Annotated in this window: 27 protein-coding genes; 10 read left to right on the top strand and 17 right to left on the bottom strand. The window is 63.5% G+C overall.

Features of this window, described 5'->3' with window-relative positions:
* The first annotated feature begins 33 nt into the window (after positions 1–33).
* The 4 genes from FJ492_RS09300 to FJ492_RS09285 are packed head-to-tail and all read left to right on the top strand — an operon-like array spanning position 34 to position 3,793.
* Entirely contained in the window at positions 34–918 is an 885-nt protein-coding gene (locus tag FJ492_RS09300) for an ABC transporter permease subunit (protein WP_140769636.1), read from the top strand.
* Positions 919–924: 6 nt separating this feature from the next.
* On the top strand, positions 925–1,839 hold the full coding sequence (locus FJ492_RS09295; protein ID WP_140769634.1) for an ABC transporter permease subunit: 915 nt from the start codon (positions 925–927) through the stop codon (positions 1,837–1,839).
* Positions 1,840–1,852: 13 nt separating this feature from the next.
* Positions 1,853–2,953 carry a sn-glycerol-3-phosphate import ATP-binding protein UgpC gene (locus tag FJ492_RS09290; protein WP_140769632.1) on the top strand — a complete coding sequence of 367 codons (1,101 nt, stop codon included), beginning with the start codon at positions 1,853–1,855 and terminating at the stop codon, positions 2,951–2,953.
* Between the two features lie 30 nt (positions 2,954–2,983).
* Positions 2,984–3,793 carry a phosphodiesterase gene (locus FJ492_RS09285; RefSeq protein ID WP_140769630.1) on the top strand — a complete coding sequence of 270 codons (810 nt, stop codon included), beginning with the start codon at positions 2,984–2,986 and terminating at the stop codon, positions 3,791–3,793.
* Between the two features lie 36 nt (positions 3,794–3,829).
* On the opposite strand, the gene FJ492_RS09280 is transcribed toward FJ492_RS09285, so the two are convergent.
* The 6 genes from FJ492_RS09280 to FJ492_RS28685 all read right to left on the bottom strand — a co-directional run bounded on the left by FJ492_RS09280 (position 3,830) and on the right by FJ492_RS28685 (position 10,410).
* A complete protein-coding gene (locus tag FJ492_RS09280) occupies positions 3,830–4,912 on the bottom strand; it encodes an ABC transporter ATP-binding protein (RefSeq protein WP_140503263.1) in 1,083 nt (360 codons plus the stop codon).
* Positions 4,909–6,489: an iron ABC transporter permease gene (locus tag FJ492_RS09275; protein ID WP_181165930.1), complete on the bottom strand. Its 1,581-nt coding sequence runs from the start codon at positions 6,487–6,489 to the stop codon at positions 4,909–4,911. Before FJ492_RS09275 ends, FJ492_RS09280 begins: the two co-directional genes overlap by 4 nt.
* A gap of 171 nt (positions 6,490–6,660) precedes the next feature.
* Complete coding sequence (locus tag FJ492_RS09270) at positions 6,661–7,668, bottom strand: iron ABC transporter substrate-binding protein (protein WP_140503260.1); 1,008 nt, start codon at positions 7,666–7,668, stop codon at positions 6,661–6,663.
* A 120-nt stretch (positions 7,669–7,788) separates the two neighbouring features.
* Entirely contained in the window at positions 7,789–9,141 is a 1,353-nt protein-coding gene (locus tag FJ492_RS09265; protein ID WP_140769628.1) for a hypothetical protein, read from the bottom strand.
* 9 nt (positions 9,142–9,150) lie between these two features.
* A complete protein-coding gene (locus FJ492_RS09260) occupies positions 9,151–10,200 on the bottom strand; it encodes a hypothetical protein (protein ID WP_140769626.1) in 1,050 nt (349 codons plus the stop codon).
* Between the two features lie 72 nt (positions 10,201–10,272).
* On the bottom strand, positions 10,273–10,410 hold the full coding sequence (locus FJ492_RS28685; RefSeq protein ID WP_181165921.1) for a hypothetical protein: 138 nt from the start codon (positions 10,408–10,410) through the stop codon (positions 10,273–10,275).
* Positions 10,411–10,639: 229 nt separating this feature from the next.
* Between FJ492_RS28685 and FJ492_RS09255 the strand changes: the two genes are divergently transcribed.
* The 3 genes from FJ492_RS09255 (at position 10,640) to FJ492_RS09245 (ending at position 13,990) form a co-directional block, all read left to right on the top strand.
* Positions 10,640–11,206: a sigma-70 family RNA polymerase sigma factor gene (locus FJ492_RS09255; RefSeq protein WP_140769624.1), complete on the top strand. Its 567-nt coding sequence runs from the start codon at positions 10,640–10,642 to the stop codon at positions 11,204–11,206.
* Between the two features lies 1 nt (position 11,207).
* On the top strand, positions 11,208–11,846 hold the full coding sequence (locus FJ492_RS09250; protein ID WP_140503252.1) for an NrsF family protein: 639 nt from the start codon (positions 11,208–11,210) through the stop codon (positions 11,844–11,846).
* A gap of 164 nt (positions 11,847–12,010) precedes the next feature.
* A complete protein-coding gene (locus FJ492_RS09245) occupies positions 12,011–13,990 on the top strand; it encodes a PAS domain S-box protein (protein ID WP_140769622.1) in 1,980 nt (659 codons plus the stop codon).
* 9 nt (positions 13,991–13,999) lie between these two features.
* Here FJ492_RS09245 and FJ492_RS09240 read toward each other — a convergent pair whose 3' ends face one another.
* The 7 genes from FJ492_RS09240 to FJ492_RS09210 all read right to left on the bottom strand — a co-directional run bounded on the left by FJ492_RS09240 (position 14,000) and on the right by FJ492_RS09210 (position 19,539).
* Positions 14,000–14,878 (bottom strand): 3-hydroxybutyryl-CoA dehydrogenase, encoded by an 879-nt coding sequence (locus FJ492_RS09240; RefSeq protein ID WP_140503248.1) that lies wholly within the window; start codon positions 14,876–14,878, stop codon positions 14,000–14,002.
* 209 nt (positions 14,879–15,087) lie between these two features.
* Positions 15,088–16,017, bottom strand: a complete 930-nt coding sequence (locus FJ492_RS09235) for an electron transfer flavoprotein subunit alpha/FixB family protein (RefSeq protein ID WP_140769620.1) — start codon at positions 16,015–16,017, stop codon at positions 15,088–15,090.
* A 20-nt stretch (positions 16,018–16,037) separates the two neighbouring features.
* Positions 16,038–16,787, bottom strand: a complete 750-nt coding sequence (locus FJ492_RS09230) for an electron transfer flavoprotein subunit beta/FixA family protein (protein ID WP_027143462.1) — start codon at positions 16,785–16,787, stop codon at positions 16,038–16,040.
* A 235-nt stretch (positions 16,788–17,022) separates the two neighbouring features.
* Positions 17,023–17,823 (bottom strand): rhomboid family intramembrane serine protease, encoded by an 801-nt coding sequence (locus FJ492_RS09225; protein ID WP_140769618.1) that lies wholly within the window; start codon positions 17,821–17,823, stop codon positions 17,023–17,025.
* A 32-nt stretch (positions 17,824–17,855) separates the two neighbouring features.
* A complete protein-coding gene (locus FJ492_RS09220) occupies positions 17,856–18,437 on the bottom strand; it encodes a cob(I)yrinic acid a,c-diamide adenosyltransferase (protein ID WP_140503241.1) in 582 nt (193 codons plus the stop codon).
* Positions 18,438–18,455: 18 nt separating this feature from the next.
* Positions 18,456–18,647 (bottom strand): twin transmembrane helix small protein, encoded by a 192-nt coding sequence (locus FJ492_RS09215; protein ID WP_015315567.1) that lies wholly within the window; start codon positions 18,645–18,647, stop codon positions 18,456–18,458.
* 25 nt (positions 18,648–18,672) lie between these two features.
* Positions 18,673–19,539, bottom strand: a complete 867-nt coding sequence (locus FJ492_RS09210) for an SDR family oxidoreductase (RefSeq protein ID WP_140747852.1) — start codon at positions 19,537–19,539, stop codon at positions 18,673–18,675.
* Between the two features lie 58 nt (positions 19,540–19,597).
* Here FJ492_RS09210 and FJ492_RS09205 point away from each other — a divergent pair, with 58 nt between their 5' ends.
* Positions 19,598–20,449 (top strand): YihY/virulence factor BrkB family protein, encoded by an 852-nt coding sequence (locus FJ492_RS09205; protein WP_140503237.1) that lies wholly within the window; start codon positions 19,598–19,600, stop codon positions 20,447–20,449.
* Here FJ492_RS09205 and FJ492_RS09200 read toward each other — a convergent pair.
* Positions 20,419–21,321 (bottom strand): EamA family transporter, encoded by a 903-nt coding sequence (locus FJ492_RS09200; protein WP_140769616.1) that lies wholly within the window; start codon positions 21,319–21,321, stop codon positions 20,419–20,421. The two genes, FJ492_RS09205 and FJ492_RS09200, sit on opposite strands and share 31 nt — an antisense overlap.
* 151 nt (positions 21,322–21,472) lie before the next feature.
* Positions 21,473–22,348: a tRNA glutamyl-Q(34) synthetase GluQRS gene (gene gluQRS / locus FJ492_RS09195; RefSeq protein WP_140769614.1), complete on the bottom strand. Its 876-nt coding sequence runs from the start codon at positions 22,346–22,348 to the stop codon at positions 21,473–21,475.
* Positions 22,349–22,423: 75 nt separating this feature from the next.
* Between gluQRS and FJ492_RS09190 the strand changes: the two genes are divergently transcribed.
* Positions 22,424–23,065 (top strand): DNA-3-methyladenine glycosylase, encoded by a 642-nt coding sequence (locus FJ492_RS09190; protein ID WP_140503231.1) that lies wholly within the window; start codon positions 22,424–22,426, stop codon positions 23,063–23,065.
* 189 nt (positions 23,066–23,254) lie between these two features.
* Positions 23,255–23,812, top strand: coding sequence for an HNH endonuclease (locus FJ492_RS09185; protein ID WP_027143453.1), 558 nt, complete (start codon positions 23,255–23,257; stop codon positions 23,810–23,812).
* Between the two features lie 310 nt (positions 23,813–24,122).
* Here FJ492_RS09185 and FJ492_RS09180 read toward each other — a convergent pair whose 3' ends face one another.
* Both FJ492_RS09180 and FJ492_RS09175 read right to left on the bottom strand, forming a co-directional pair.
* Complete coding sequence (locus tag FJ492_RS09180; protein WP_027143452.1) at positions 24,123–24,641, bottom strand: disulfide bond formation protein B; 519 nt, start codon at positions 24,639–24,641, stop codon at positions 24,123–24,125.
* A gap of 83 nt (positions 24,642–24,724) precedes the next feature.
* Positions 24,725–25,318 (bottom strand): YqaA family protein, encoded by a 594-nt coding sequence (locus FJ492_RS09175; RefSeq protein WP_027143451.1) that lies wholly within the window; start codon positions 25,316–25,318, stop codon positions 24,725–24,727.
* Positions 25,319–25,580 lie beyond the last annotated feature (262 nt).

Genomic DNA, 25,580 nt, shown 5'->3' with positions numbered 1-25,580 from the left:
TTGGGCTGGCCGTTCCGCGGCCACGGCGGACCGATGGAAAAACGCGTTACCTTCAGCAGTGGGACAATCGGCATCCTTTTCGCGGTGCCGCAGCTCCTCCTGATCTTCACGTTCTTCTACTGGCCTGCCGGCCAGGCCGTATACTGGTCGCTGACGCTGCAGCAGCCCTGGGGCGGCGGCAACATCTGGGTCGGGCTCGACAATTTCCGCTCGATCCTGGCCAACGCCGATTACTGGAACTCGATCACCGCCAGCCTTGTCTTTGCCGGCATCAGCACCGGACTTGCAATGTTCGTCGCGCTTGTGCTCGCCGCGCTCACCGACCGCCAGCTTGCCGGCTCGCGTCTCTATCGCGTGGTGCTGATCTGGCCTTACGGTATCGCCGCACCGGCTCTGGCGATGGCGTTCCGTTTCATCCTGGCGCCGGAAGCCGGCTTCATGGCCGTGGTCAACCAAGTCTGGCCCGGCTTCTGGGACCCCGGGCTCGACGGCGCTGATGCTATGGCCTCGATCATCATCGCCTTCTCGTGGAAATATGTCGGCTACAACTTCATCTTCTTCCTTGCCGCGTTCCAGGCTATCCCGCGCTCCCTCATCGAAGCCGCCGCGATGGACGGCTCCGGCGTCATGAGGCGTTTCTGGGACATACAGTTCCCGCTGATCACGCCGACAATCTTCTTCCTGCTGGTCATCAACATCACGGAGAGCTTCCAGGATTCGTTCGGCATCGTCGACATCATGACGTCGGGCGGCCCGGCGAACGCCACCAATCTGATGGTCTACAAGATCTATTCCGATGGCTTCAAAGGCCTCGACTATTCGGGCGCCGCCGCGCAGAGCATCATTTTGATGCTGCTCATCGTGGTGCTGACCATTTTCCAGTTCCGCTTCATCGAGCGGCGCGTGCACTACAGGTGAAACTGAATGGTCGAGCGCACTCCGTTCCTCAACTTCTTCACGCATCTGATCCTGTTTGTCGGCTTTGTACTTTGCATCGCGCCGTTCGTGGTCGTGGCCGTGGCCGCGTCGCATAATCTTAGGGATGTCAACGACGTGCCGATGTCGCTGCTGCCGGGAAGCGACTTTTGGACAAACATCAAGACGGCCTGGACGACGGCCGACCTTGGCCCCAAGCTGCTCAACAGTTTCATCATGGCTGCCGGCGTCGCGGCCGGCAAAGTGATCATCTCGGCGCTGACCGCCTTCTCGATCGTCTATTTCCGCTATCCCGGCCGCACCTTCATCTTCTGGCTGATCTTCGTCACGCTGATGCTGCCGCTGGAAGTGCGCATCGTGCCGACCTACGCGGTCGTCGCCAATGTGCTGTCGCCCTACCAGACCATCCTCGACATCACCGGGTTGAGCTGGCTGATCGAGAAGGTCTCGGGCGTGCAGGTTTCGCTCAGCCTAGGGCTGCTCAATTCCTATACCGGACTGATCCTGCCGTTGATCGCCACCGCCACCGGCACCTTCCTCTACCGGCAGTTCTTCCTGACCGTGCCGGACGAGCTGACCGAAGCGGCGCGTATGGACGGTGCCGGCGCGCTGCGTTTCTTCATCGATATCCTGCTGCCCTTGTCGCGCAACAACATGGCGGCACTCGGCACCATCATGTTCCTGTGGGCCTGGAACCAGTATCTATGGCCGCTGCTCATCACCACCGACCAGTCGCACGCGACGGCGGTCACCGAGCTCAAGCAGCTCATCCCCAATGTCGGCGGCATTCCGGAATGGAACATCGCCATGGCCGGAACGCTTGTCGTCATGCTGCCGCCGCTGATCGTCGTGGTGCTCATGCAACGCTGGTTCGTGCGCGGCCTGATCGCCACCGAGAAGTAACAAGGAGACAAAAATGGCCTCCATCGCAATACGCGGCGTCAAGAAGAACTATGCCAAGACGCAGGTCGTGCATGGCGTCGATCTCGACTTCGCCTCTGGCGAATTCATCGTCATTCTCGGGCCGTCCGGCTGCGGCAAGTCCACGCTGCTTAGGATGATCGCCGGGCTGGAAGAGATTTCCGACGGTACGATCGCCATCGACGGCATGGTGGTCAACAAGCTCGAGCCGCGTGAACGCGGCTGCGCCATGGTGTTCCAGAACTACGCGCTCTATCCACATATGAGCGTGGCCCAGAACATCGGCTATTCGCTCAAGGTCGCCGGTGTTCCCTCGGCCGAGCGCAACCAGCGCATCCAGGCGGTTGCGCGCACGCTGGAGCTCGAGCAGCTGCTCGATCGCAAGCCGATGGCGCTTTCGGGTGGCCAGAGGCAGCGCGTCGCCATGGGCCGCGCCATGATCCGCGAGCCGAAAGTCTTCCTGTTCGACGAGCCGCTGTCCAATCTTGACGCCAAGCTGCGCGTCCAGATGCGCTCGGAGATCCGCAAGCTGCATCGCCGGCTGAATGCCACCTCCGTCTTCGTCACCCACGATCAGGTCGAGGCGATGACGCTGGCCGACCGGCTGGTGGTGATGAATGGCGGACGGGTCGAACAGGTAGGCACGCCAGGTGAAATCTACACCCGCCCGGCCAGCCGCTTCGTCGCCACCTTCGTCGGCGCGCCGGCCATGAACATCCTCGAAGGCACGGTCGAACTCGACGGGCTGTCGCTGCCCGGCGGCAGCCGGCGCCTGCCCATGGCGCGCGCCGGCCTGCCGGTCGGCACGAAGGTCGCGATGGGCATCCGCCCGGAAGCGGTGCGGCTGGTGGCACCAGGCACGGCCGGCGCGCTCGATGCCACTGTCGACCTGGTCGAGGAACTGGGCGCGGGCCGGGTCATCTATGTCGACCTCGATGGCGCGCCGTTCTCGGTGATGACCCCGGAGGCCGTTCACCCGGAGCCCGGCAGCACCGTCGGCCTGAAGATCTCGCCGGACGACATGCACTTCTTCTCGTCGGAGACAGGCACCCGTCTCGATGTCTTCAAGGCTTCCGTGCCCGAACCGGCGCTTTGATTTCCGAAACGCGCGGCCAAAGAGGCGCACATGAAAATCATTCAGGTCACCGATGTGCATCTTGGCCGGCGAGGTGAGCGCCGCTATGGGGCGGACCTGCATCAGCGGCTCAATCAGTGCATCGCGCACATCAATGCGCATCACGCCGACGCAGCACTTTGCGTCTTCACCGGCGACCTGACGGAGACCGGTGCGCCGCAGAGCTATGCCGATCTGCGCGTTGCCCTGAGCGCGCTATCGATGCCCTTCAGGCTGCTACCGGGCAACCATGACCGGCGGGCCAATCTCATCGCTGCGTTTCCCGAAGTTCCGGTCGACAAAAATGGCTTCGTGCAGTCGGTCCATGATACCGGCGACGAAGTGCTGTTGTTTCTCGACTGCCTGGCGGAAGGACGCATCGAGGGCGAACTGTGCGACAGCCGGCTTGCCTGGCTCGAAGCCCGGCTCGAACAATCAGGCGGCAGGCCCGCCTACGTTTTCCTGCATCATCCGCCGGTCGCGCTCGGCCTGCCGCAGCTCGATCCGCTGGCGCTCGAACGGCCCGAGCGTTTGCTCGGCCTGCTGCGGGATCATGGCAACGTTCGCCATATTTTCTTCGGCCACGTTCACCGCGACATCGCGGGAACCGTCGCCGGCATTCCGTTCTCGGCGCAGCGCGGCCTGCATGTGCGGTTCGAGCTTGCCCTCGACCGATCGAGCGAGGTCGTCGAACAGGCGCCGCCGTCCTACGCCGTCATGCTCATCGACAGCGCCAACGAGTGCGTGGTGGTGCACGGTTGCGATTTTCTCGAGCAATGGCCGATCTATTCAGCGGAAACCGGCGAACGCGTCACGGCGTGAACCGGCCACTTCGCGTGGGTTCAGCGCCTTAAGGCCTCAAGCGAAGACGTGCGCCTTGCCCGATACGGTCAGCCGCACGATCTCGCCGACCGCCGGCGCGTCCATGCCGGATTTGCGCAGGATCAGCGGCGTGCCGCCGATCGCGGCGGCGTCCGGCGGATCGGAATTGTTCAGGAGCCGCACCGCGATCGTGCATGTCGAGCCGGCGAATTCCGATTCCGTCACCTCGCCGAAGGGCATGTCTGGTGTGCCCGACATGCCCTCGCGCGAGGTGCGTTTGAGCCCAATCTGCTCTGGCCGCAACATGATGCGGGCGACGTCGCGGCTGTCCGGCGTGTCGACCGCGATGCGGCCCAGCGGCGAACTGGCGAAGCCGCCCGAAATGCTCGCGGGCAGGATGATGGCATCGCCGAGGAACTCGGCGATCATCCTGTCCTTCGGCTTGAGATAAAGCTCGCGCGGCGTGCCGACCTGGGAAAATTTCCCGTCGCGCATGACCGCCACCTGGCTGGCGAAGGACAGCGCCTCGGCTTGGTCGTGCGTCACCAATATGGTGGTGATGCCGGCCCCTTCCAGAAGCTCGGCCACCGCTTTGCGCATCGAGGCGCGCAGGCCGGTGTCGAGGGCCGAGAACGGCTCGTCGAGCAGCATCAGCCGCGGCTTCATCGCCATGGCGCGGGCTAGCGCCACGCGTTGCTGCTGGCCGCCGGAGAGCTCGTGCGGACGGCGTTTGAGGATCGCCTTGTCCAGTCCAACGATATAGGCAAGTTCGATAATGCGCTCGGCGCGCTTGTCGTCGTCCCGTGCCATGCCGAAGCCGATATTGTCCGAGATGGTCAGATGCGGGAACAGGGCGCCGTCCTGCGCCACCAGGCCAATGCCGCGGCGATGCGCCGGAACGGCGGCGCCGCCATTGGCCAGCACCTGCCCGTCGAGCACGATGCGGCCCTGATCGGGCGCCTCGAAACCGGCGATCAGCCGCAGCAAGGTTGTCTTGCCGCAGCCGGAAGGTCCTACGATCGCGGTGCGACTGCCGCTGGCTACGTTCAGGTCGACGCCGGCAAGTGCCGCGACCGGGCCGTAACGCTTGTGCAGATTGCCGAGTTCGAGAAAGCTCATCGTCCGGCCATCCGCTTCGACTGGACATAGAGCAGCCAAGTCAGGGGCAGCGACATCGCCACCATGATGAAGGCGTAAGGGGCCGCCGAGGCGTAGTCGATCTCGCCGCTATAGGACCAGAACGCCATAGCCAGCGTGCGGGTGCCGTTCGGCGCCAGCATCTGCGTCGCGGTCAATTCGTTCATGATGCCGAGCGCCACCAGCGCCATGCCGGCCGCGGCACCCGGCGCCGACAGGCGGATTGTCGTCGACCACAGCGCGTTGAGCGGCCGCCGGCCGAGGCTGGAGGCGGCGCGCTCGAGTTCGACCGGGGCCTGGGCGATCGACGCGCGCAGGCTGACCAGGGCACGCGGCAGGAACATCAGTGAGTAGGCGAGCAGGATGGTGAACAGGGTCTGGTAAAGCGGCAGGGCGATGCGCACGGTGATGGTGACCAGCGCCAGTGCAATGACGACACCCGGCAGCGAGCCGACAATGTAATTGCATCCCTCCAGCAGGCGCTGCAACGGACCGGGCGCGCGGATCGAGATCCAGGCCATCGGCATGGCAGCGACAGTGGCAAGCAACGCGCCGGCGAGCGATAGAAACAGTGTCTGGCCGAGTGCCAGGCCAATCTCATCGAGACGCCAGACATCGGCGCCGCCGGCGATGAGCCAGCGGCCGATGGTGATGAACGGCACGCCAAGCGCCAGCAGGGTGGTGACGACGAGCAGCAGCAAGCTGGGCAGGGTGGCGCGACCGAGGCTCATCCGCTGCTGATATCGCGCGGCACCCGAGCCGACACGGGCATAACGCTCCTCGCCGCGCACCAGCACTTCGAGGCCGAGCAGCACGAAGCAGCAGGTCACCAGCACGCCGGCCAGCATGTTGGCGGCAGGACCGTTGAAGGTCGACTGGAACTGGTCGACGATCGCGGTGGTGAAGGTGTCGAAGCGGATGAAGACGTAGAGGCCATATTCGGCCAGCAGATGCAGGCCGACCAGCAGCGAGCCGCCGCAGATGGCGAGCCTGAGCTGCGGCAACACGACACGCCAGAACGCACGCCAGGGTCCGAGACCAAGTGCCGCCGCGGCATCCTCCAGGGCAGGATCGAGGCGGCGCAGCGCCGCCGACACCGGCAGATAGAGGAAAGGAAAATAGGCGATGACGGATACCAGCACGCCAGCCCAGAGGCCGTGCAGTCCCGGCACCATGGTGATCCAGGCATAGGAGTGTACGAAAGCGGGGATGGCGAGCGGCGCCACGCAGAGCCAGGACCAGAGCCGGGCACCAGGCAGGTCGCTGCGTTCGGTCAGCCAGGCCAGCGTCACCGACAAGGTGATGGCGATCGGTACGGCCAGCAGCACCAGCAGGCCGGTGTTGACCAGCAGTTCGCCGACACGTGGCCGGAAGACCAATGCCGCGACAGTGTCCCAGCCGGTCTGCACCGCGACCCATATGATGAAGGCAAGCGGCACCAATGCCAGCAGGGAGACTGATATGGCGGCGATGACAAGCCAGGGCGCCACACGCCGCTGCGTTCTTCGGCGCATCTTCGGCGGCAGGCCAGGGCGCGCGAGATCGACCGCGGGCTGCATCAGCTCAGGCGCCATGCCATCGCGGCGCGGCGGCGGCAATCAGGGGACCACGGTCGCGGTCAGGAACGAAGCGTGTCGTCATGGACGAATGCATCTCGGAACAAAACGCTCCCGCGGAAGGTGAATTCCCGCAGGAGCACGGTTTGACGTCCTTATTAGGAAGAACGACGACTAAAGCAAGCCGGCTGCGGTCATCAGGTCGGTGACCTTCTTGGAGTTCAGCGTCGCGGCGTCGACCTTCGGCGCCTGCAGGTCGACCAGTGGCACCAGCTTCGGATTGGACTGCGCACCCTTGCCGACCGCGTATTCGAAGGAGGTTCCGTTCTTCAGCACGTCCTGGCCACCCTTGCCGGTCACCCATTTCAGGAAGGCCTGAGCTTCCTTGGGGTGCTTGCTCGAGGCCAGCACGCCGCCGCCGGAGACCGATACGAAAGCGCCCGGATCCTGGTTCTTGAAATAGTGCAGCGCGACGTTCTTGGAGTTTTCGCCGGTCTTGGCCTGATCGCCGAAATAGTAATAGTGGTAGATCACGCCGCCTTCGATCTCGCCGGCATTGACCGCCTTCATCACCGTGCTGTTACCCTTGTAGGCGGTGAAGTTCGCCTTCATCGCCTTCAGCCAATCGGCCGTGGCGGCCTCGCCCTTGAGCTGCAGCAATGCGCTGACAATAGCCTGGAAATCGGCGCCAGAAGGCGAGGCCGCCCAGCGGCCCTTCCAACTCGGGTCGGCGAGGTCGAGCATCGACTTGGGCAACTGGTCGGCCTTGAGCTTGGTCGTATTGTAGGCAAAGACGGTGCTGCGCGCGGCCACGCCCACCCATTTGCCGCTGGCGGCCTGATAGTCCTGCGGGACCTGTGCGAGCGTGTCGGCGTCGACCGGCGCGAACAGGCCGGCATTCTCGACCAGCACCATGGCCGGCGAATTTTCCGTCAGAAACACGTCGGCGGGCGAGGAGGCGCCTTCGGCGACGATCTGGTTGGAGAAGTCGCTGTCGCCGCCATTGCGCAAGGTAACCTTGATGCCGGTTTCCTTGGTGAACCCTTCGGCCCAATCCTTGGCCAGGCTTTCATGCTGGGCGTTATAGACGATGATGCCGGCATCTTCGGCCGTCGCCGGACCGGCGGCCAGGCTGATTGCAAGCGCCGCTACGCTGGCCAGGGCAAGAAGGGGGGATTTCATAAGGTACTCCTCGGGGTTGCCCGCACTGCGGGTGCGTCCGAGTATCAATTCATGAATGGGTTAGTCAAGATTAAAAGGCAATCGGCGCCATCACGGTTTCGCGTATCGGACGCTGATGGATCATCCGACATGCGGTGCTGGTGGCTGCTCCTGCAGAATGCAACCATCGACCATCGGATGAATGGTCCAGCGCTGGTCCAGGCCCTGCTGTGCTCGTTTGGTCTCCGGATCGAACGCTTCGTTCAGCATGGCGCACCACGTTCTGCGCAGATTCTCGCAGCGTGTCCTAAACGCGGCGCTGCCAAGCCCGTCACGCATATCCTGCGCGGTGAGGTCGATGGCCTCGCCTGGCGGTTTGGGCGGGACCTCCCCCGTGTCGGGAAAATCCGGATTCCACTGAAGATAGTGTCTTGCGTCGACACCGGCCGCCGCATCGAATTTGACCACCGCCATCAGCGGATGAAATTCGTGCCAGCCCTTGTGATAGCCGTCATAGACATGTTCGCCGAGGACGGCGACATGATCGCCCATCCTGATGGGGCCGAGCGCCTTGTCGCCGACATTGGCGTCCTCGACATTGCCGGGATTCCAGTTGAACAGTCCCTGCAGGACCGGCTTGACCCCGCCGAAATAGGACGCCGCTCCGCCGATGGCGCCGCCAATGGCCGCTCCGAGCAATCCTCCCAGGAACGAGCCGATGGCGCAGCCCAGCGCACCCAGGAAGAACGACCCTATGGCGCAGCCGACAGCCGCCCCAACACTGGCGCCGGCGGCCGCCGCGGCCGCCGTGACGACCAGAGCCGCCGTCAGCAGGATGATGATGGCCGGCGCCCACTGGCGCATCTTGATCCAGAAGTCACCCTCGGCCTCGCAGTGCAGGGCCCAGCGGGCATGATCGTCGGCGGGTGCGTAGCCCAGATCCGCCTTCAGGTCATCGCGCGGCAACAGCAGTTCATGACCCTGAAAGCCATCATTGAGAATGTCGTTCGCCGGATGGGCCGTGATGTTGGCGGCGAATTCCGCGACGACGGTGCCGTCGCCATTGTAGCGATTAGCGGCGGCCAAAGCCGCCTCATTGGTTTCGGCGTTGAGAATTTCAGTCGTCGGATGCGGCATCAGTATGACGTCGAAATACTGGTCGTTGTCGAAGGCGCCGAGATCGCTGCGGAACGGATTGTAGGAGACGATGCCGACGGCGCACTTCGGATTGTCCTTGTCGAGACAGACCAGGCGATGGTTGAGCCATTCCCCGGCGGCCTTGTCGATCGTCGCGGTGGCGGACGCCAGAAACGCGATTGCCGCGGCAAGTGCTGCGCCGACCGGCCCCAGCAGCAAGCCGAAGGCGGCCGCCAGCCCGGTGATGACGATGATCTGCAGCGCCTGGCCGGCGAGGAAAGCCAGTCGGTCGGCCTCATTGTAGGGCTTGCCACCGGCCGGATAGAGAAAGCAGCTCGTATAGTGCTTGTAGGCCATCGGAGCGCCTCAGCCTTTCGTGGCGATGAGCGTCACGCCGCCGGTCAAGGTGCGTGATCCGCTTTCGCCGATCGTGAAGACATGGACGTTGAAGGCCTTTGAGCCACGGAAGGCGGCGTCCCTCGGTTCGATCTCGACGGTGATCTCGGTTATCTGGCGCGGCTGCAGTGAAAGCGTTCTTGGAACGATCCTGACCGACCAGTCATCGGGAACGGGAAACCGGCCATAGGCCTGTTCCTCCAGCGCCTTGGCCCAGCGCGCCTTGCTCTCCGCGAGCCTCGGCTGCGGGGTGTCCGTGCGTTCGTCTCGACCTTGGCCGCGTGGCGGGGTACATGGTTGCAGCTTCGGCAGGCCGTAGCAGTCCGCCTCGATCTGGAAACGCCGGACGACCGAGGCCTCGTTGCGGACGCTGAAGGAGAACTTTGCCGGTGAGCGCATCTCGGCAATGTTGACGTTCTTCTGGCCGAGGTTGTTGCCGGGGTTGGCGTCATCGCCCCAGGAAAGCTGTGCTTGCAGGCAGTAATGGCCGCCGGTGGCGGGCGTGGTCCAACTGAATTCGGCATAGGCAGGGCAATCGATCGTGCCCTTGGCCCCGAGATTGACGGCGACGTTGGCGATCGGACGGGAAACGGTCTGTGCGCCGAAGGACAGGTAGGACAGCGCCACCCCGACGCCGACGGCCGGCGCATCATAGGACCCGTTCCAGACACGCACGCGAACGCGATAGGTGCGAGAGGGCTGCAGCGCACCGGTGACTGGCGCGGCGCCGTCGAAAATGTCGATGTCGGGATTGTCCCAAGTGACCGCGAGACCCTGCGCCATCAGATAGTACTGGGCATAGAGAAGAGGATCGGCGCGCTTGTAGATGTCGGGCGGCAGCTGGATACAGCAACCGTTCTGCGCAGGGCTCGGCAGCCGCTGGCGCTTGGCCAACCGGCACAGCAGCATGCGAATCGTCGCAAACAGCACCTTCAGCCCGACGGCAAGACGCTTCCAGAATTCGGCGGCGAACAACAGCAGTGCCGCGGTTCTGACGTGGTTGACCAGAGATCCTGCCATGTCGTGTTTCCCACGCTGAGAGGACGCAACGGTAGTGTTTTCCTGGCGACGTATCCCCGCCGGTTCTCCCGGCTATTTCTTCAGTGATCCCCGTCTTCTGTAGAAGTAGATGGCTGCGACAAAGACTATGGCCGCAATGACAAGGCTGCCCTCGAAAGTTCCCGAGCCATTGTCGGGAGAAAATCCAAAAATGCGTTCAATGAAATCCATTTCGGCCTCCCTCCGATCCTTGACGCTACAGAAGGGTTTACCTTACGTCAATCAAGGCTTGGTCCGCGCCGTTCCCAATGCACGGGCCGGGAACCAGGGAAACCGTCAGGGAATTTCGCGGCGCCCTCCCGCAAACTTTCGTGATTTGCCCGTAGTTTGGCTTGGACATTATTTCGCCGGCCACGTAACAAATCAGTGCCGAGGCGCGAAGATCGGGGAGTGAACTCTTGTGAGCGGCAAGGACGAGGCCGAATTTTCCCGGCTGATGCGGGCCGCGATCGCGGGAGATGAAAAGGCCTATGCCGACTTTCTCCACCGGATTGCCGCGCTGATCCGCGGCTTTGTCAGGCGCAAGATCGTGCAGGGCGGGGTCGATCCCGAGGATGTCGTGCAGGAAACCTTGCTGGCCATTCATGTCAAACGACACACCTGGCGCCAGGACGCGCCGGTGCTGCCGTGGGTCTATGCGATTGCCCGTTTCAAGCTGATCGATGCATTCCGGCGACGCGGGCGGCGCATCGAAATCGATGTCGACGACATCGCCGAGACTTTCGCCGAGCCGGAAACCGAGACGGTCAGCGAGCGCGACATCAACCGGGCGCTCGACGGGCTGCCGCCGGCTCAGCGGTCCGTGGTTTCGGCCGTGTCCGTGGAGGGCCGTTCCATCGGTGAGACAGCGGCGAAGTTCGGCATCAGCGAGACGGCGGTGCGTGTGTCGCTGCACCGGGGACTTACCGCCATAGCCAAGCGATTCGGCCAGGAGCGATTCGGACAGGGGCGGTTCGGACGGGAATGACATGAAAACCGACGATCTCATCAAGGCGCTCGACGCCGATGCTCGCAGCAAGGCGATGCCATTGCGTTCGGCCTGGTGGCTGGCGGCCGGTGCGGCCGTCGTCGCCGCGGCCGCTGTTTTCATGATGACAATCGGGCCGCGCCCCGACTTCATGGTTGCCGCGCATACGATCCGCTTCCTGTCCAAGTTTGTTTTCACCGTCGTGCTCGCCATCAGCGCCTTCGCCCTGATCCGTGCCCTGTCGACGCCGGGTGCGGCGACAGGCCGGGCAATGGCGGCGATGATCGCCGCGCCGCTGCTGGTCGCGGTGGCCGTGGTGCTGGAACTCTTCATGGTGCCGCAGGCGCTATGGGGCACGCGCATGATCGGATCGAACATGATGATCTGCATGAGCTTCATCCCGCTGATCGGCATCGGCCCGCTGGCCATCTTCCTGTGGATGCTGCGCTATGGTGCGCCTACCCGGCCGGTGCTTGCCGGCACCGTCGCGGGGCTGCTTGCCGGCGGGCTGGCGGCGACCTTCTATGCAGCGCACTGCTTCGACGATTCGCCGCTTTTCGTTGCCACCTGGTACACGATCGCCATCGCGGCCCTCGCTTTGCTCGGCGCGCTCGGCGGGCGGTTTTTCGTGCGATGGTAACAGGATACCCGCGCCCACACCCCGTCAATACCGGTCCTTAATCATGCCGGCAATTGTTTGCCGGTTTCCCATGTCGCCGATGCCCCGGTCGCAACCTTTCCTTAAAACCGATCCTTGAGGGTCTTAACGGAAAAAAGCGATTGCACACGGGGGTGGCATAAATCGTGACATTGCGAAGTATCATCGGGCCGGGACAGTACAAGCATGCAGCTCTGGCGCTGCTTGTGGCCGGCTTTGCCGTGGTGGCCGCCTCGCTTGTGCCGTCAAGGCTGGACCTTGGCGCGGAAGCATTCAGACTTTGCCTTCAAATATCGGTCGCGGTTACGGTCTGCGCGCTTTTCCTGGCCTATCTGTTCATCACGCGCATCTCTGATGACCGGCGGCAGATTGCGGAGAGCGAGCAGCGGTTCCGCCGAGCCATGGAAGATTCGGCCATCGGCATCGCCATCGTCAGCCTCGATGGGCGTATTCTCCAGACCAACCCAGCTTTCGCCGCCATGCTTGGCTATAGCCGAGAGGAAATCGAGGCGCTGACCTTCTTCCAGATCACGCATCCCGACGATTTGCATCTCGGGTGGGAAACCATGGAAAGCATGAGAGCTGGCACGGTCACCGCCTTCCAATTCGAGAAGCGTTACCTCAAAAAGGATGGCGCGCCCATTTGGGCCAATCTTGCCGGCTCCGTCATCCGAGACGAGAAAAGCGGCCGGCCGCTCTATCTCGTTTCGCAGATCGAGGACATCGACGCGCGCAAGCAGGCCGAGGCGCGCATCACGGAGGCGGAAACGCGCTGGAATTTCGCGCTGGCTGGCGCCGGTCAAGGTGTCTGGGATTTCGACATGCGCAAGGGGGGCACCACCTATTCCCCCACCTGGGTCAAGATGCTGGGTTATGGGGATGGCGAGCTTGATGGCGACCCCGATCGCTGGCTGACGATGATCCATCCCGACGACCGCGCCGCGGTCGCGGAGGCTGATCGCGCCCATCTCGATGGCCAGACGGAATTTTTCGAGGCCGAGTTCAGGATGCGCCACAAGGATGGCCGCTGGGTTTGGATTCTCGACCGCGGCAAGGCCATCGAGCGCGATGCGGACGGACAGCTGATCAGAGCGATCGGCAGCTTGACCGACATCACCCGGCGCAAGCAGGCCGAAGAACGGCTCATCGTCTCGGCGGCGATGCTGGCCGACGAGAAGGAACGGCTGAGGGTGACGCTGCAATCGATCGGCGATGCGGTCATCTGCACCGATGCCGCGAACCGCGTCACCTTCATGAACCCGGTGGCCGAAAAGCTGACCGGCGTTTCCGGCGACGAGGCACTCGGCAAGACGCTGAGCCACGTCTATTGGGCAGTCGACGAGGAGACCGGCCACAGGATCGGCATGACGCGGCCCGTGACAGGCGAAGAGGCGCGCTCCGACCAGAACAGCCGCGCGGTCCTCATCCGGCGCGACGACACACGCTGCAGCATCCGCCAGGTTGTGTCGCCGATCATCAACGAGCGCAACGAATTCGGCGGGCTGGTGATCGTCTTCCAGGACTTCACCGATGCGCGCGCCCTGCAGCGCCAGCTTGCCCATGCCGCCGCGCACGATGCGCTCACCGGGCTCGCCAACCGCTCGAGCTTCATCCGCGCAATGGAGGGATTGGTCGATCAGGCGCGCAAGGACGGCACGATGGCCGGGGACCGCCATCAGTTCATGTTCATCGACCTTGACCATTTCAAGCTGGTCAACGACACGGGCGGTCACGCTGCCGGAGACGCCCTGCTGAAGCGGGTCGCGGAGGCAGTGCGCGGCGTGCTTGGTTCTGAAGACATCGTCGCGCGTCTGGGTGGCGACGAATTCGCTGTTATCCTGAAGTCCGGTTCTGCCGCTGACGCGCGGCTCGCGGCGCGTTCCATCATCGATGCGATAGCCGGCCTCAACTTCACCTGGGAAGGCCGGCCGCACGCGATCGGCGCCAGCATCGGGCTGACGGCGATCTGCGCCAATTGCGGCGAAGTCGACGAGATCATCGCGAGGGCCGATACCGCCTGCTATGCGGCCAAGGCGGCCGGGCGCGGATGCGTTTGCGTGGCACCCGACGGCAAAACCGCCGACGACAGGTCAGAACCACCCAAGCCGCTCGCCGCGGCCTCGTGACCGGACGCGTCAGCGCGTCGGAACGGGGTGCTCGCCGCGATAGTCGTAGAAGCCGCGTCCGGTCTTGCGGCCGAGCCAGCCGGCCTCGACATATTTGACCAGCAGCGGGCAGGGACGGTACTTCGAATCCGACAGGCCGTCATGCAGCACCTGCATGATCGACAGGCAGGTATCGAGGCCGATGAAATCGGCAAGCTGCAGCGGTCCCATCGGATGGTTGGCGCCGAGTCTCATGGCGGTGTCGATGGCATCGACCGAGCCGACGCCCTCATAGAGGGTGTAGATCGCCTCGTTGATCATCGGCAGAAGGATGCGATTGACGATAAAGGCCGGGAAATCCTCCGAGACCGTGATCGTCTTGTCGAGCTGCTTCACATAGGTCTTCGCCGCCTCGAAGGTCTGGTCCTCGGTGGCGATGCCGCGCACCAGTTCGACCAGCTTCATCAGCGGAACAGGGTTCATGAAGTGTATGCCGATGAACCGCTCCGGCCGGTCGGTCTGCGCTGCTAGCCGCGTGATCGAGATCGACGAGGTGTTGGTCGCCAGAATCGCTTCGGGATTAAGCTGCGGGCAGAGCTGCGCATAGATCTTGCGCTTGACGGTTTCGTCCTCGGTCGCCGCCTCGATCACCAGATCGGCGCCGGCAAGATCGGCCATCGTCGGCGCCGACGCGATGCGTGCCATGGCCTCATTACGGAGCTTCTCGTCGAGCTTGCCGGACCCCACCTGACGGGCCATGTTGCCGCTGATGGTGGCGATGCCCTTCTCGATACGGTCGGGCGATATATCGTAGATCAGAACCTTGTAACCCGAAAGCGCGGAGACGTGCGCTATGCCGCCGCCCATCTGGCCCGCACCAATGATGCCGATCGTCTCGATCTTGCTCATTACCCGATCCCGTCCGGAGCGTTTCTCGCCAGAATCGCGAACCGCCCCATCTCTTTGTTTTCCCGCAATTCCCGGCGCAAAAAACCTGCGCACTGCCGCTGGAATTGCTCTCAGCCTTTGTGGCCTGCTTATTGTGCGGTGCAAACTAAAAGGGTGGGGCGACTTCGTCTACCCCACCCCTGGCAATTTAATACGGTTGCGCGGAAGCGTCAAAGTGCCTTCTGCAACTCCGGCAGGATGACGAAGAGGTCGCCGACGAGGCCGTAGTCGGCAACCTGGAAGATCGGCGCTTCCTCGTCCTTGTTGATGGCGACGATGACCTTGCTGTCCTTCATGCCGGCGAGGTGCTGGATGGCGCCGGAGATGCCGACCGCAATGTAGAGATCGGGGGCGACGACCTTGCCGGTCTGGCCGACCTGCCAGTCGTTCGGCGCATAGCCGGCGTCGACGGCGGCGCGGGAAGCACCGACGGCGGCGCCGAGCTTGTCGGCGACCGGCAGGATGACTTCCTGGAATTTTTCCGAGGAACCGAGCGCACGGCCGCCCGAGATGATGATCTTGGCCGAGGTCAGCTCCGGACGGTCGGTCTCCGACAGCTTGTTCTCGACGAAGGTGGACAGGTCGGGGTTGGCAGCCGCATGAACCGTCTCGACCGAAGCCGAGCCACCCTCGGGTGCCGCCTGGAAGGAGGCGGTGCGCACGGTGATCACCTTCTTGGCGTCGCTCGACTGCACCGTCTGGATTGCGTTGCCGGCATAGATCGGCCGCTTGAAGGTATCCGGCGAGACCACTTCGATGATCTCGGAGACCTGCGCGACATCGAGCAGGGCCGCGACGCGCGGCGCGACGTTCTTGCCCGCGGACGTCGCCGGCGCGATGATCGTGTCGTAGGCGCCAGCCAGCGAGACGACCAGTGCCGCCGTCGGCTCAGCCAGGCGCTCGGCGAGCTCGTCGGCTTCGGCGAGCAGCACCTTGCTCACGCCCTTCAGTTTCGCGGCTGCGTCGGCAGCAGCCTTGGCGCCTTTGCCGGCCACCAGCACATGAACGTCCGAGCCGATCTGCAGCGCAGCCGAAAGTGCCTTGGCGGTCTGGTCGGAAAGCGTTGCGTTGTCGTGTTCTGCGATGAGGAGAATTGCCATCTTTTTATCCCTTCCCAGCCTTACAGCACGCCGGCTTCGTTCTTGAGCTTGTCGACCAGTTCGGCGACGCTCTTGACCTTGACGCCCGCCTTGCGGCCGCCCGGCTCCTCGGTCTTGATGACCTTGAGGCGCGGCGTGACGTCGGCGCCGTAGTCGGCGGGCGACTTCTCGTCGAGCGGCTTCTTCTTGGCCTTCATGATGTTGGGCAGCGAGGCATAGCGCGGCTGGTTGAGGCGAAGGTCGGCGGTGACGATCACCGGCATCTTCAACTCCACCGTCTGCAAGCCGCCGTCGACTTCGCGCGTCACCTTGGCATGGTCGCCCTCGAGCACGACCTTGGATGCGAAGGTGCCCTGCGCCCAGCCAAGCAGGGCGGCCAGCATCTGGCCGGTCTGGTTGGAATCATCGTCGATCGCCTGCTTGCCGAGAATGACAAGGCCTGGCTTCTCCGCCTCGACCACGCCCTTCAGCACCTTGGCGACGCCGAGCGGCTCGGTCTGTTCGTCGGTCTTGACCAGGATGGCGCGGTCGGCGCCCATGGCGAGCGCGGTGCGCAGTGTTTCCTGCGCCTGCTGCGGGCCGATCGACACGACGATGATCTCTTCGGCCTTGCCGGCTTCCTTGATCCGGATCGCTTCCTCGACGGCGATCTCGTCGAACGGGTTCATCGCCATCTTGACGTTAGCGAGTTCCACCGCCGAACCGTCGGCCTTCACGCGAACCTTCACATTCGCGTCCACAACCCGCTTCACGGGCACAAGGATCTTCATTTGCCTGTCACCTCTTCACGCTAGTTGGGCGCGCTATAGCAGCCTGCGCCCTTTCTGAGTTGTCGAAAGCCGACATTCCGGACTGAATTCCGGCCAGACGGAATTCTGGCCGGATGGAAATTCTGGTCTTTGCCCGCCTTGCGGCTGCTCCTTAACCGCCTTGGGCTGCGACGGAGACGTTTCCGTAATTGTGGCAACCCTTGTCGTCAATACGCTGGAAGCTGCTCAAATCGGTTCAGTTCGGGCCAGAAGGGTTTCCGCGGCCCCAGCGCGCCGCAGTGACGGACGTTTGGGGTGTCGCTGGTTCGCCAACGGCCGGCGGCTGTTCGGGGGTCGGAACCACGGCGTCCTCGTCAGCGGGGGCAAACAGCGGCACGCCGCGACTGCGCAGGACCAGCACCAGGACCGCGCCGGCAATGATGCCGCCGATGTGGCAGGCCCAGGAGATTTGATCCTCTCCACCGGCCGCGAACATGACGACCTGGAACAGCACCCACAGGATGAGCGGAATGAAGGCTGGAATACGCAAGGGGATGCGGGCAAAGGCAAGCACCCACACCTTCACCCTGGGGTAGAGGATCAGGTAGGCGACGACCACGCCGGCAATGGCGCCCGAGGCGCCGATCAGCGGCACTTGCGAATCCCAGGCGATGAGCCCCTGGAAAGCGGCTCCGGCGATGGCGCAGAGGAGATAGAAGATCAGGTAGCGGATGTGGCCGAGCGCGTCCTCGACATTGTCGCCGAACACCCAAAGGAACAGCATGTTGCCGCCGAGGTGGAAAATGTCGGCATGCAGGAAGGAGTAGGTGAGGTAGCTCAGGCTCTCGGGGATGATGATAAAGCGAGGGTCAAGCTCGGCCGTGTCGTGAACGACGGAGGGGATGAAGCCGAGGCCAAGCACGGCGGCATTGGTGAAGTTCTCGCCACCGAGCGCCGCGGCGCAATAGACCACGGCGTTGGCGACAATCAGCCCGATCGTCACATATTGCAGCCTGATGTGGCGCAGCCTGTTGGTGTCGTAAAGCGGGATGAACATTGTCGTCGGCCTCCTCCCGCCTTTCAGTCCGTTCAGCGGTTCCTGCCGGGAACCCATAGCACGTCGGCATTTCCATTGTCATTGACCGCCCGGGCGGCGACAAACAGGAAATCCGAGACGCGGTTGATGTATTTCAGCCCGTCGCGGTTGACGTGTTCGGCCGGGTCCTGAGCCAGGGCGACCATCAGCCGCTCGGCTCGCCTGGCCACGGTGCGGGCAAGATGGAGGGCGGCCGCCGCCGGCGTGCCGCCGTTCAGCACGAAGGATTTCAGCGGCCGAAGGTCTTTGTTGAGGAGGTCAATGTCGCGCTCGACACGGCTGGTCTGGGCGGCAACGATGCGCAGCGGCTCGTAGCCAAGCGGCTTGCCGTCATCAGGCACGGCGAGATCGGCGCCGAGGTCGAAAAGGTCGTTCTGAATGCGGGCAAGCATGGCGTCGATCGCCTGATAGCTCTGTGCGGTATGCACGCGAGCCATGCCGATGCAGGCATTGGCTTCGTCGACCGTACCATACGCATCCACCCTGAGATCGGATTTCAGCCGCCGCTCACCAGTGCCGAGCCCGGTGGTGCCGTCATCGCCGGTGCGGGTGTAGATCTTGTTGAGCTTGACCACATCGCCTCCCGAAGGCCCTCACTTGCGGGTGAAATACACGGCCAGCAGGATCAGCGCCAGCGCCACGGCCTGCAGCAGAACGCGCGCCTGCATCAACTTGTTGGAGGTCACACCGGAGCCGCCGCGCATCATGTTGATGAGGCCCCTGATCAGCACGACCACCACGGCGGCCATGACCAGAATGGCAAGGATGTTGAAGGCAGTAGCCATTTTGTGTTTCCAGTTCTTTGCTTGTTCAGGCGCGCTTGGCGAGCAGGCGGTGGAGCATCGAGGCAGGCAGGATGCGTTTGAGCATGGCCCCGATCTTGGCCGATATTGTTACCACATAGTGCGGGCGCGGGCGCCGCGACAGAAGTGCATGGCAAAGCACCTTGTGGACCACTTCCGGCCCGGGCTTCAGTGCCGATTGGCTGCCGCCGGCGCGCATGCGTTCCAGCTGCGCGGCATAGTCGGCGCGATGCACGGAATTCTCGTGATCGATATTCCTGAGGAACCAGGGCAGGCCATTGCTGGCGATCTTGGATTTCACCGGCCCCGGCTCGATCAGCGAGACATGGATGCCGCTGCCGGCCAGTTCCTGGCGCTGGCAGAGCATCAAGGCCTCCAAGGCATGTTTGGACGCCGAATAGGCGCCGCGGAAGCGCACCGGCACGAGACCCAGGATCGACGAGCAATGGACGAGGCGGCCGTGGCCCTGGCGGCGCATCACCGGAACCAGACGGCGGGTCAGGTCGTGCCAGCCGAAGAAATTGGCCTCGAACTGCTCCTTGAGCGCCGCAACGGGCAGATCCTCGACGGCGCCTGCCTGCGCGTAGGCGCCGTTGTTGAACAGCGCGTCGAGCCTGCCGCTGGTGCGGTCGAGCACTGCCGCCACCAGGGCGGCGATCGATGCCGGTTCAGTGTAATCGAGATAGAAGGCCTCGATGCCGTCCGCTTCGAGCGCGGCGATGTCTTGCGGCTTGCGCGCCGTCGCGAACACCCGCCAGCCCTCGGCCTTCAACGCACGGGCGCAATAGGCGCCTATGCCGGAAGAGGCACCGGTGACGATGATGGTGCGCAACTCTGCCGCTGGAGAATTCGAGGTTTGACGAAGGGTTGCCATTTGTCGCATTCCCTTCCCATATTCGCGGCGTCGAGACAATCGAAGGGAGCGCGCTTTCTTGCTGCGGAATATTGTCGCCCTGCGCCGCGTGCTCTACGACGCGCTCGGCCATTTCAACACCGATGACGGCTGGGCGATGGCCAGCCATCTGGCGATCACCTCGCTGATGGCGCTGTTTCCGTTCCTGATCTTCGCCACGACGCTGGCCAGCTTCCTCGGCGCCCAGGCCTTTGCCGACACAGCCGTGCATCTGGTCTTCGACACATGGCCGGAGCAAATCGCCAAGCCGATCGCGCGCGAGGTGCTGAACGTGCTGACTGTCAGGCGCACCGACCTGTTGACTTATGGCGTGCTGCTTGCCGCCTATTTTGCCTCCAACGGCATCGAGGCGCTGCGCACGTCGCTCAACCGCGCCTATCGGGTCACCGAGACGCGCGGCATCATCTATCGCCGGGTGCAGAGCATCTTCTTCGTGCTGATCGCGACCGCCGGGTTCCTGGCTATCAGCGTGCTCCTGGTGTTCGCGCCCCTGCTGGCGCGGCTGGCGGAAGCCCATTTCCAGTGGATCAAACCCTATACGGGCACGAGCACGCTGTGGCGTTACGTCATTGCCTCAACGGTCATCATCGGCGGACTTTTTGCCGTCCACTACTGGCTGCCGGCCGGCAAGCGCCGTTTCGTATCGCTGATACCCGGCATCATCTTCACACTGGCCGCATGGCTTATCGGCTCGACGATGTTTGCCACCTATCTCGATCATTTCTCGTCCTATGTGACGACCTATGCCGGTCTCGCCTCGATCATGATCGCGGTGGTTTTCCTCTACATCGTCTCGGCGATCTTCATCCTCGGCGGCGAGCTCAACGCCGCGATCAGCCGCTATCTGGAGGCGCGCGCCCGGGTCGGTTGAAGTTTGCCCGATCGGGCGGTCGCCAGCCCAACGCCGAACGTGGTGATCGCCATGCCGGCGATCTGAAGTGCGTTGAGCTGTTCGTTGAACAGGGCCCAGGCGATGATGGCCGTCACCGCCGGCACGAGGTAGAACAACGACGCCACTTTCGACATCTCGCCGTCGCGGATCATCACCATCAGAAGGAAGATGGCGCCGAGCGACAGCACCAGCAGCAGCCAGGCCATGGCGAAGATCAATTCGCCATTGATGACGACGGTTTGTGTTTCGAAGGCAAGCGAAGCCAGGATCATCAGCGAAGCGCCGCCGACATATTGCCACATGGTGGCCGCCACGAGGTCGCCGCCGGAAGCAAAACGCTTCTGCCAGATGGTGCCGGCACTCATGCCGAGCACGGAGACCAGGGAGGCGATCAGCGTGGCCGCCGTCACGCCGCCGCCGAGCGCGCCGAGTTTTGGCCACAGCACGATGACGATGCCGACAAGGCCGATAGCAAGGCCAAGCCAGTGGCGCGGCAGGATGGCCTCGCCCAGAAACTTGCCAGCGAGCATCGCGGTGATCAGCGGCTGCAGGCCGACGATCAGGGCCGAAAAACCGGCCGGCATGCCCCTATGAATGGCCCAGAAGACGGCGCCGAGGTAGACGCCATGCATCAGCACGCCGGCGCCGGTGGCATGCAGCGCCTCGGTGCGGGTGGCTGGTTTCGAGCCAAGCACCAGCATCAGGACAGCCAGCAGGATGGCGGCCAGCACGAAACGCGCCGCGAGGAAGGTGAATGGCTCCGCCCAAGGCATGGCGTAACGCGCGCCGATGAAGCCGGTCGCCCAAAGGACGACGAAGGTGGCGGGGATGAACCGCTTGAGGCTGGACATTTTCCGGGGACCGCCGCGCTGGGTGAGAATTAACCGTGACGATGCTCTAGTCCTGTTCAACCCGGCGCGCAAAACGAAACGATTGATCCATGCGTCACGGGAATTCAACGGGTCACGCGTCTGGAGAGCATTTCTCCTGACGGTGTACTGGTCAAAACCCGACCATCCTTTTGACATCGTCCGGCGAAGCGCCGGCTTCGCGCAAGGCGACCAGACTGGTATCCCTGAGGCTCTTCGACAGTTTTCGCCCGTCCGGCCCGAGGATCAGCGGATGATGGAAATAGGCCGGCCGTGGTAACCCCAGACTCTCCTGGAGCAGACGCTGCACCCCGGTCGCGGAAAACAGGTCCTGGCCGCGCACGACATGGCTGACGCCTTGCAGCGCGTCGTCGATGACGACGGCGAGGTGGTAGCTGGTCGCGATGTCCCGGCGCGCCACGATCACGTCGCCCCAGTCCTGCGGACGGGCTTCGACCGGGCGCGTCGCCGATAGCGTCTCATCGGTGAATTCGGCCCATGTGAGGTCCTTGCCGGCACGCGCCATGGCGGCGCCGACGTCCAGCCGCCAGGCGAAAGGCGCATTCTCGGCGATGCGCCGTTTGCGTTCCTTCATCGGCAATGCCTTGTCGGCCGGCGGATAGAGCGGCACACCGTCGGGATCGCGCGGCCATTCGCGTCCGCACCTTTCGCTGCCGGCGATGAAAGCCCTGATCTCGCCACGGCTCATGAAGGCGGGATAGACCAGTTCCTCGCGGATCAGCCGTTCCAGCACCGCTTCGTAGTCGGCGAAATGCTCGGATTGCCGGCGCACCGGCTCTTCCCAGCCTAGGCCCAACCATTTCAGGTCGGCAAACATGCCCGCCTCGAACTCCGGCGTGCAGCGCGTGGTGTCGATGTCTTCGACACGAAGCAGCAGGCGGCCGCCCATATGCATCGCCAGCTTCTGATTGAGCAGCGCCGAATAGGCGTGGCCCAGATGCAGTTCGCCGTTGGGGCTGGGCGCGAAGCGGAATGTCAGGAGCATCATGTCTCAGGCGGCAATCGGGTTGTGCTGCGGTTTTGGCCGTTGCTACTTTGCGGCACATTTTCGGACAAGGATATCATGCAGCGCATCGCGACAGTGGACGACGTTGAGCAGGGGCTCGATGCACTTTGCGCGCTCGACCCGCGCCTGGAAAAAGTGCGCGGCATGGCCGGCGAGGTGCCGCTCAGGCTTTCGGAGCCCGGCTTCAGGAGCCTGGCCTCGATCATCGTCTCGCAGCAGGTGTCGCGGGCCAGCGCCGATGCCATCTTCGGCCGGCTGACGAAACTGGTCGATCCGCTGACGCCGCAAGCGATCCTGGCCGCCGGCGAGGACATGTTTCGCGAGGCCGGCCTGTCGCGGCCCAAGCAGCGTGGCCTTGTCGCGGTCGCCCAGGCCGTAGCCGACGGGCTCGACCTGCATCACCTTTGTTCGCTCGACGCTGGGGAGGCAATCGCCAGGATGACGGCTGTGCCCGGTATCGGTCCCTGGACGGCGGAAGTGTATCTGTTGTTTGCCGCCGGGCATCCCGATATTTTCCCGGCGCGCGATGTCGCCCTGCAGAGCGCTGTCGGCCGCGCGCTGGGCATCGACCCGCGTCCAGCGGAGAAAACACTGATCGCATTGGCCGAATCATGGAGCCCGTGGCGAGGTGTCGCATCGCGGCTTTTCTGGTCCTATTATCGCGAAACCAGGGGCCGGGACGCCGCACCGCCGGCCTGAATTTGCAAAAAAGCATAAAAATCATACGTTTTTTGGCACGGCGCGCGAGCGACAATCCGCTTCACATCCCTGTCATGTCGGGCTTACAGTATCCGCGCCGAACGGTCGGGCTTTTGAAGCAGCGCATGATCCTTTTCGAAAGTCGAATTCGATTTTCGGGATCATGTGCGAACCAAGGAGGTCAACAAGGTGACGGTTGCCGTATCTCCGGATGGGCTTCCAGCGCTGGTGCTGAATGCGGATTACCGTCCGCTCAGCTATTACCCCTTGTCGCTCTGGTCCTGGCAGGATGCCATCAAGGCGGTGTTCCTCGACCGGGTGAACATCGTCGCCGAATACGAGCATGCGGTATCCTCACCGACCTTCTCGATGAAGTTGCCGAGCGTGGTCAGCCTGAAGGCCTATGTGAAGCCGTCCAGGCATCCGGCCTTCACCCGCTTCAACGTCTTCTTGCGCGATCGTTTCCAGTGCCAGTATTGCAGCACGCCCGACGACCTGACCTTCGACCATGTCATCCCTCGCCATCGCGGCGGTGCCACGACATGGGAGAACGTCGTCGCCGCCTGTTCGCCCTGCAATTTGAGGAAGGGCGGGATGATGCCGTCGCAGGCAAAGATGTGGCCTCTGCAGAAGCCGTATCAGCCAACCGTGCACGATCTGCACAATAACGGCCGGCTGTTTCCGCCCAACCATCTGCATGAAAGCTGGATGGATTATCTCTACTGGGATGTCGAACTGGAGCCTTGAGTCCGTTCGAGAATTCGGCAGGCTGGGCGCCTGAAGCGTTTTTTGGGTCTGAGCGGCAACGGGGCAACAAAGGATTTCACGCATCGTCGCCATCGGTGCTTGAGGGTCGCGCAGCAGCCGGAGCTCCCTCGTGCGCTAAAATCCGCGAAGGCATATCGACCGAGCGCCGCATCGTGTCATGGACGTTTGATCCTGAGCGGTCGGCCGGATAACGATGCTGCCGCCCACAAGCAGACCGGCACTCCTCCGACCCACAATGGGTCACTCAATCTGCCGAATTCTTGAATGATCTCGCGACGGCGCTGTTGTGTCAGTCACGAGACAGAGCGCCGCGGAAGGCGACGGCGGCGAGGATCAGGCTGGCGATGGCATTCCAGCCGGCCAGGGACAGGCCGAGAATGCGCAAGGCGGCCTTGTCGCAGGAGGGCGGCACGAATTTGTCGAGCGCGTCGAGCACGCCTTTGCCGCCGGTGTCGACCGGTCCGGCCCCCGCCGTGCAATCGGCCGGACCCTGCCACCAGCCCCATTCGACGCCGGAGTGATAGACGCCGAGATAAAGGCCGTAGAGCATCAAGAGGCCGCCGATCGCCAGCAGGCCGCGCGTCAGCCATGCCGGTGCGCGCAGCATCGATGCGATCACCGCCAGCACCATCAAAGGCACGCCGATGTAATATGGGGTGCGCTGTTCCAGACAGAGATGGCAGGGTATGTAGCCGCCGATGTGCTGGAAACCGAGCGCCGAACCAACGGTCGCGGCCATCGCCACCGCGAGAAACAAGGCAGCGCGTGTCCGCTGGCGTCCGGTATCGGCATTCATGGTCGCTGTCATAGGTCTCTCGTCCATCGTGTTCGCCGTCTGCCAGATCTGCTTGCCACGCACTCAAAACCGTTGCGCGGTTTGAGCGACAAACGTCAGAGAGCGTATTTGATCAGGATATAGAGCAAAATCAGGGCAACCGCGGCGGCGCCGGCGATCAGGCCCAGGCGTTTTTCGATGAATTCGCGGATTGGCTCGCCATAGCGGCGCAAAAGCCACGCCAGGAGCACGAAGCGGCCGCCGCGCGCGATGATGGCCAGCACGATGAACAGCGCCAGATTGACGCCAAGGGCGCCGGACAGGATCGTCACGACCTTGATGGGCGGCAGATGCGCGGCACCCGAAGTGACCAGCATCAGGGCGATGAATTCGATGCTCACGCCGGCAGAGGAGCGCAACTGCTCGAACTCGTCATACTTGCCGTAGAATTCGAGGATGGGCCGCGCCACCGCGTCATAGGCGTAGTGGCCGATGAACCAGCCGGCAATGCCGCCCAGCACCGAGGCGACGGTGGCGATGAAGGCATAGCGATAGGCGCGATCCGGCCGCGACAATGCCATCGGCAGATAGAGCACGTCGGCCGGCACCAGGAATACCGAGCTTTCGACGAAAGCGATGAAGGCCAGCCACCATTCGGCCGATTTGCGGGCCGCCAGCGACAGGGTCCAGTCGTACAGTCCGCGAAGCATCGGCTCTCCTAGCGCAAGTGACCCAAAACCGCACGGCCGCCCTGGGACAAGGGCATGGATGAAAACAAGGACGCAAAGCGCGCCGCAGCATGTCTCCAGACACGGCGCGCTTCGGTGCGCCGCCTGTCTAGAAAGATTTTCCGCGCTGCACAATGGCAGCACCGCCGCGAAATCGAAAGGCGAAGATTGGTCGCATCCAATGCGATACCGAGAATTGGCCAGTTGACGAACAGGCCTCCGACCGTATAGTCCGCGCCCATCC

The sequence above is a fragment of the Mesorhizobium sp. B2-5-4 genome, from assembly GCF_006441095.1.
In the GTDB taxonomy this organism is placed as follows: domain Bacteria; phylum Pseudomonadota; class Alphaproteobacteria; order Rhizobiales; family Rhizobiaceae; genus Mesorhizobium; species Mesorhizobium salmacidum.
Note: the sequence above shows the minus strand (reverse complement) of the source record. Positions and strands in the feature narration are given on the sequence as shown.

Bases quoted from the DNA above. Each gene is read 5' to 3' on its own strand.
- FJ492_RS09280 (WP_140503263.1), bottom strand. From the start codon at position 4,912: ATGAGCTTTCTCGAACTCGGCAATCTGCACAAGCGTTACGGCCCGGTC.
- FJ492_RS09240 (WP_140503248.1), bottom strand. From the start codon at position 14,878: ATGAGCAAGATCGAGACGATCGGCATCATTGGTGCGGGCCAGATGGGC.
- gluQRS (WP_140769614.1), bottom strand. From the start codon at position 22,348: ATGATGCTCCTGACATTCCGCTTCGCGCCCAGCCCCAACGGCGAACTG.
- FJ492_RS09210 (WP_140747852.1), bottom strand. From the start codon at position 19,539: ATGGCAACCCTTCGTCAAACCTCGAATTCTCCAGCGGCAGAGTTGCGC.
- FJ492_RS09285 (WP_140769630.1), top strand. From the start codon at position 2,984: ATGAAAATCATTCAGGTCACCGATGTGCATCTTGGCCGGCGAGGTGAG.
- FJ492_RS09275 (WP_181165930.1), bottom strand. From the start codon at position 6,489: ATGCAGCCCGCGGTCGATCTCGCGCGCCCTGGCCTGCCGCCGAAGATG.
- FJ492_RS09250 (WP_140503252.1), top strand. From the start codon at position 11,208: ATGAAAACCGACGATCTCATCAAGGCGCTCGACGCCGATGCTCGCAGC.
- FJ492_RS09180 (WP_027143452.1), bottom strand. From the start codon at position 24,641: ATGACAGCGACCATGAATGCCGATACCGGACGCCAGCGGACACGCGCT.
- FJ492_RS09260 (WP_140769626.1), bottom strand. From the start codon at position 10,200: ATGGCAGGATCTCTGGTCAACCACGTCAGAACCGCGGCACTGCTGTTG.
- FJ492_RS09225 (WP_140769618.1), bottom strand. From the start codon at position 17,823: ATGTTCATCCCGCTTTACGACACCAACAGGCTGCGCCACATCAGGCTG.
- FJ492_RS09290 (WP_140769632.1), top strand. From the start codon at position 1,853: ATGGCCTCCATCGCAATACGCGGCGTCAAGAAGAACTATGCCAAGACG.
- FJ492_RS28685 (WP_181165921.1), bottom strand. From the start codon at position 10,410: ATGGATTTCATTGAACGCATTTTTGGATTTTCTCCCGACAATGGCTCG.
- FJ492_RS09235 (WP_140769620.1), bottom strand. From the start codon at position 16,017: ATGGCAATTCTCCTCATCGCAGAACACGACAACGCAACGCTTTCCGAC.
- FJ492_RS09295 (WP_140769634.1), top strand. From the start codon at position 925: ATGGTCGAGCGCACTCCGTTCCTCAACTTCTTCACGCATCTGATCCTG.
- FJ492_RS09270 (WP_140503260.1), bottom strand. From the start codon at position 7,668: ATGAAATCCCCCCTTCTTGCCCTGGCCAGCGTAGCGGCGCTTGCAATC.
- FJ492_RS09215 (WP_015315567.1), bottom strand. From the start codon at position 18,647: ATGGCTACTGCCTTCAACATCCTTGCCATTCTGGTCATGGCCGCCGTG.
- FJ492_RS09300 (WP_140769636.1), top strand. From the start codon at position 34: ATGGAAAAACGCGTTACCTTCAGCAGTGGGACAATCGGCATCCTTTTC.
- FJ492_RS09175 (WP_027143451.1), bottom strand. From the start codon at position 25,318: ATGCTTCGCGGACTGTACGACTGGACCCTGTCGCTGGCGGCCCGCAAA.
- FJ492_RS09200 (WP_140769616.1), bottom strand. From the start codon at position 21,321: ATGTCCAGCCTCAAGCGGTTCATCCCCGCCACCTTCGTCGTCCTTTGG.
- FJ492_RS09190 (WP_140503231.1), top strand. From the start codon at position 22,424: ATGCAGCGCATCGCGACAGTGGACGACGTTGAGCAGGGGCTCGATGCA.
- FJ492_RS09230 (WP_027143462.1), bottom strand. From the start codon at position 16,787: ATGAAGATCCTTGTGCCCGTGAAGCGGGTTGTGGACGCGAATGTGAAG.
- FJ492_RS09265 (WP_140769628.1), bottom strand. From the start codon at position 9,141: ATGGCCTACAAGCACTATACGAGCTGCTTTCTCTATCCGGCCGGTGGC.